This window comes from Methylomonas koyamae (genome assembly GCF_001644025.1).
GTDB classification, from domain to species: Bacteria; Pseudomonadota; Gammaproteobacteria; order Methylococcales; family Methylomonadaceae; genus Methylomonas; species Methylomonas koyamae_A.
Genome location: NZ_LUUK01000125.1, coordinates 1 through 5,345 on the forward strand (window position 1 = coordinate 1; position 5,345 = coordinate 5,345).

3 protein-coding genes are annotated in these 5,345 nt (G+C 44.2%); all 3 read left to right on the forward strand.

The window, feature by feature from the left end:
• The coding region (locus tag A1355_RS09310) for a thioester reductase domain-containing protein (RefSeq protein WP_231883617.1) at positions 1 to 1,371 on the forward strand (1,371 nt) is incomplete at its 5' end.
• Positions 1,372 to 1,472: 101 nt separating this feature from the next.
• A complete protein-coding gene (locus tag A1355_RS09315; RefSeq protein WP_082885459.1) occupies positions 1,473 to 4,013 on the forward strand; it encodes a TonB-dependent siderophore receptor in 2,541 nt (846 codons plus the stop codon).
• Positions 4,014 to 4,112: 99 nt separating this feature from the next.
• The gene (locus A1355_RS09320) at positions 4,113 to 5,267 is read left to right on the forward strand and encodes a PepSY-associated TM helix domain-containing protein (protein ID WP_064027293.1); all 1,155 of its coding nucleotides are present in this window, start codon (positions 4,113 to 4,115) and stop codon (positions 5,265 to 5,267) included.
• Positions 5,268 to 5,345: the final 78 nt, after the last annotated feature.

The window sequence follows — 5,345 nt, forward strand, 5'->3', positions numbered from 1 at the left end:
GGCGGGCATTCCTTGTTGGCCACACAATTGGCGTTTTCTGGCGAAAAAAGATTACAGCAAAAATTTCCGGTCAAAATGGTGTTCGAACATCCAACAATCGTTCAGCAAGCAGCTTGGCTCGCTGGAGACATTTCCGATGCCGACATCGATTTGCTGATGGACAGTCGATTGGGCAGCGACATTTGCCCTCTGCCGACGCAGCCTTTGCCGCTCGATCAATCTCAGGTAGTCATGTTGACCGGCGCAACCGGTTTTCTTGGAGCCTTTTTGTTAGTCGAATTGCTGGAGCAAACGGATGCCAAGGTTTATTGCCTGGTGCGAGCCGAAGACGAGGCGCAGGCAACGGCACGCTTACAAACACAGCTGAGGCGTTACGAACTGTACGACCGAGTCGAGTGGTCGCGTGTCATTGCGGTGTGCGGCGATCTGGCGATTGAAAAATTGGGTTTGACCGGCGAACGTTACCGGGAAATTTCGGCTACTGCGGATGCAATTTTCCATAACGGTGCGTTAGTCAATTTCGTACAACCCTACGGCTCGTTAAAGCCGGCAAACGTGTTGGGTAGTGTCGAAGTTCTACGCATGGCGGCAACCGAGCGTCCCAAAGTCATACATTACGTGTCGACGCTATCGGTGTTCTCCGGGAAACCCAGCAGCTCCGCCGGATTTTCGGAAGGCGACGAACCGCTATTGAACGGAAGCCTGGCCGGCGGCTACGCGCAAAGTAAATGGGTCGCGGAAGCCATTATGCGCTCCGCAGGCTGTCGCGGATTTTTCGTGGCCGTTTATCGCCCGGCGACAGTGGCCGGCGATCGGCGCAACGGTGTATGGAACACCGATGATTTCTTATGCCGCATTCTCAAAGGCTGCGTGCAAATGGGCTTGGCGCCGGATAGCGATGCCAAGCTGGAAATGGCGACTGTCGACGACATTAGCCGCGCCATCGTCGCCTTGGCGAGGGCCGATTGTGCGGAAAACCGCATTTTCCATTTAAACCATCCTAAACCGCCGACCGCGAATGTGTTGTTGGATTGGTTTTCTGACACAGACCTCCCTCTACGAAAGGTGCCGATGCCCGAATGGCTAAGTGCAATACATTTCACTGCGGAAACTATGAAGGACTTCGCGTTAAAGCCATTGCTAAGCCTATTTGCAGAAGAGCCCATCGATACATCAAGTCCTGTCGATAACGGCTATAACTGTCTTGCGACTCAACAAGTGTTGAGCTCCGTAGGGGCTGAATACGGCGAATTCGACGCCAATTTACTAAGGCTCTATAGGGAGTATTTTTTAAGGAGCGGATTCATTGCGGAAAGCGTAGAAGAAAATTTGGAGGTGAATTCAGGAGTTGATCGTCTTCTTACTGAATAACGGCAAGATTACTGTCAACTAATAGCTAGCAGTAACTGAAGAATTCGAAATGACCCGATAACGATATGGCTTCGCATACAAAAGAACCTTTGAGACTAAACATGATTCTTCCCAGAAAAACGCCAGATTTATTAATAATCACTGTCCGAGAATCAATCAAGGAGCCAAACCGGTGGCAATTTTTAAAATCAGTCGTTTTGATAAGCGGGTTGCTACAGACATCAGCGCTTGTTGCCAATCCCAACAGCGAAGTATACCAATTCGATATTGCAGCGGGTTCAATGACGGGTGCATTGAGTGAGTTTTCTGAAGTTTCCAAAGTAGATATTAACTACCCGGCGAACACAGTAAGTGAAGTTAAATCCCGTGGATTGAAAGGGAGTTATACAACCGAACAAGCGTTGCAACAGTTGCTTAAAGGCAGTGACCTGAGTTATCGGATAACAGGGGATAATATAGTGACGATCGAAAGATCCCAATTGGCTGAAGGTAAAGATCCGACGATGATGCCGCCGGTGCAGGTTATTGGGCAGGCAGTGTTTGATGCTACGAATACGGGCGATGCAGATTATGGTCAACCGAAGATAGGTACTGCAACAAAGACAGATACTCCGATATTCGAAACTCCAATATCAGTTCAGGTGATTCCTAAAGCGGTTTTACAAGATCAAAAAACCACACGCCTGAAGGATGCCTTGGAAAATGTGAGCGGGGTCAGGGCTCAGACTACCTTAGGATTGGGCAATGGGTTTATTGTCCGGGGCTTTAGAACAGGAAGAGTTTTTCGTAACGGACTTTCCGCTAGCGGATTATCTATAGGTGCTGCAACGGAATTCGACACTGCAAATTTAGAAAGTGTTGAGGTACTCAAAGGGCCGGCGGCTATCCTGTTCGGGCGTATCGACCCAGGTGGCTTGATAAATTTGGTAACAAAAAAACCACGGGACGAGTCGTTTTATTCTTTAGAACAGAGGTTCGGTTCTTACGAATTTTATAGAACGGAATGGGATGCGACAGGAGCCGTAGCCGAGGATCGTTCCGTAAGCTATCGTTTTACCGGTTCTTATCAAGATAACAATTCGTTCCGAGATTTTAATTTGAATGATCGAATGCTTATACATCCTTCGTTGACCTGGAAGCCTAGTGACGCGACATCGATTACCGTAGATGTAGAGGGCCTATATCAAGAACATCGAAGTGACAGGGGATTATTTGCTATTGGCGATCGTCCCGCACCGGTACCAACAAGTAGGTCGTATATCGAGCCAAATGATCCTTTGGATAAGACATCGAAGGTAAATTTAGGGTTTGATTTATCTCATTCATTTAATGATCAATGGAAATTGAGAAATCGGTTTTTAGCCACTTTCAATGACAGCGAAGATATTTCTATCAAACCGGCAAACGCTTTTACAGTTGCGAGTTTTTTGGATCCTACAACTACTAATCGAATATATCAGCGTAATATTTTTGCACAAACAGTAGATGCCGAAACTTACACTTCAAACTTGGATTTGGAAGGGAGTTTTGAGTTTCTTGGCGCAAGACACAAAACACTAAGTGGGCTAGATTTTACAAGATCTACAGGTACGTACTGGACTAGAGGAAATTTTATTCGCCCTATTTCAGGATTGGGAATTGATATTTACAACCCTGTCTACGGAATTGATCCAGCTTATTTTGAGAGTGCTTTGGCAACGCCCTTTCCAGCGGGGATAAACTATTCCTATTTTAGAGACGAATGGTATGGCTTGTATATGCAGGATCAAATCACCTTGGGGGACTCTGTCCATATATTAGGTGGAGGGCGGTATGATTGGGCCAAGACCGGTAGAGGTAGAGGGGCGTCAATTACCTCCGCTGAAGCTGTCTTGCCGACTACTCGAGATGAAGGTTTCAGTCCGAGATTTGGTTTGTTATACCAGCCGTGGAATTGGTTAGGTATCTACGGCAATTGGACTACTTCATTTGGGGCTAACAATGGGGTAACTGATTCCGGAAAATCAATTGACCCAGAAATCGGTGAGCAATTCGAAGCTGGCTTTAAAACTGAGATTTTTGATAGGCGATTAACAGCAACGGCAGCTTACTATCACTTAGTAAAACAAAACATTTTGACTAGAGATCAAAATAGCGCCGATCCTAACGCAGTAGCGCCAATTGGTGAGGCTCGAAGTCAGGGCATTGAAATTGACATCAGTGGACGAATTACTAGCGGCCTCAATATAATTGGTAGTTACGCTTATACCGATGCACGCATAACCAAAGACAATCGAGGTTTACAAGGGCATGATATGAATAATGTTCCAGAGCATTCTGGAAGTTTATGGGTAAAATATGATGTAAATGATAATAATGTTCTCAATGGATGGAGCTTTGGACTGGGTTTAGTGGCCGCCGGTCAGCGCTTGGGTGATGATGAAAATACTTTTGTTTTGCCCGGCTATGCTAGATTAGATGCGTTTACGGCGTATAGCTATAAACTGGGTAATAAACGCCTGATAGCACAATTCAATATTCGAAACTTACTCGATAAGGCTTATTATGAGTCGACTGATCCATTTCAAAACGCCCCGCCTCGAGTTGGAATTTATCCTGGCGCTCCGTTAACGGCCATTGGGTCGATCCGCTTGGAGTTCTAGGAAAAATGGAATGTATTGATCACATATGATGTTATTTATTGTTTATTCCTTGCTATATCCTTAATGTGATTTAGAAATGCGGAAATAACGAGCTAAAAAATGTTAAATTCTGGGCAAATTAAACTTAGATTTATAATGGTTAATGTTCATCGATATATTGGATTAACTGTTGGCTTTATATTTGTGCTGCTTGGGCTGACTGGTTCCATCAACGTTATCCACTGGGAGCTTGAAGAGTTTAGTTTGCCTAAAGTGAGCTCTAATCAAAATTACGCTCCACTGGATTTAGATTTATTGATGAAAAAACTTAGTATTAGGCATCCTCACCGAAATGGGAAGTGGGTATTGTATATGCCAGGGTATGGTCGTGAGTATTTGTGGGCAATATATCCGAACCCAGAGGAGTTCTCTAATAAACAATTTATGCCGCTTAGGGTATTAATTGATCCTCATACAGGTAAAATAATGGAGGAACACTTCTGGGGGCAGACAGTATGTACTTTCATTTATCAACTTCACGCGACTTTACTAACGGCCCGCTTTTTTGATGTTGAGATCAGTCGAAGAATGTTTAAATTTGTCTGCGGCTTAGGACTTCCTATTGCGTTGTTGATACTTACTGGTTTACTTATGGTTAAACCGAGATTTCTAAGGTCGAAATCGCTGGCACTCGCCCCATATAATATTCGACTTTTAAGTGCGGTTTACGCGTTACATACGTTTGTTGGAATTTTTAGCGCGACTATTTTGTTTGTTGTTGCAATTACGGGGGCTTCCTTCGCTTATCACGATTATATTGTGCCGGTTTTTAGCTTTTTTTCAAAAGATATTGCTAATCAAGTAGATTCTCCGAATAACCCTAGCTCAGGCCCAAGTTTAGGTAGAAAAAAAATATCAATTTCCGACGCACTGGCTTTAGCTGATCAAGTTTTTCCTAATGGGGAACTACGTTGGCTCGAAACCCCTGTAAACTCAAATGGAGTGTATGTCGTAGGAAAAAAGCAAACTGGGGAGCTTAATAATAGACGGCCAAATAGCATGGTTTGGATAGATCAATATAGTGGGGAAGTACTTGGGGTTGAAGATCCCAATCAATATTCCACTAGCCAATCCTTTCTTGCATTGATAGCGCCGCTACATAGTGGAGATGCGTTTGGGATTTTCGGGCGAACTCTTTGGTTTTTAACTGGGCTAGCGCCTTTAATTTTATACACTACTGGGATTATTATTTGGAGACAAAAGGTGAAAGATTAATTTTGAAAAATCGTTAGATTTATAGCTAACGTTTGCACTTCACGTTAATTTAACGTGCTTTAACCAAAAATGAGAAAT

Bases quoted from the DNA above. Each gene is read 5' to 3' on its own strand.
- A1355_RS09315 (WP_082885459.1), top strand. From the start codon at position 1,473: ATGATTCTTCCCAGAAAAACGCCAGATTTATTAATAATCACTGTCCGA.
- A1355_RS09320 (WP_064027293.1), top strand. From the start codon at position 4,113: ATGTTAAATTCTGGGCAAATTAAACTTAGATTTATAATGGTTAATGTT.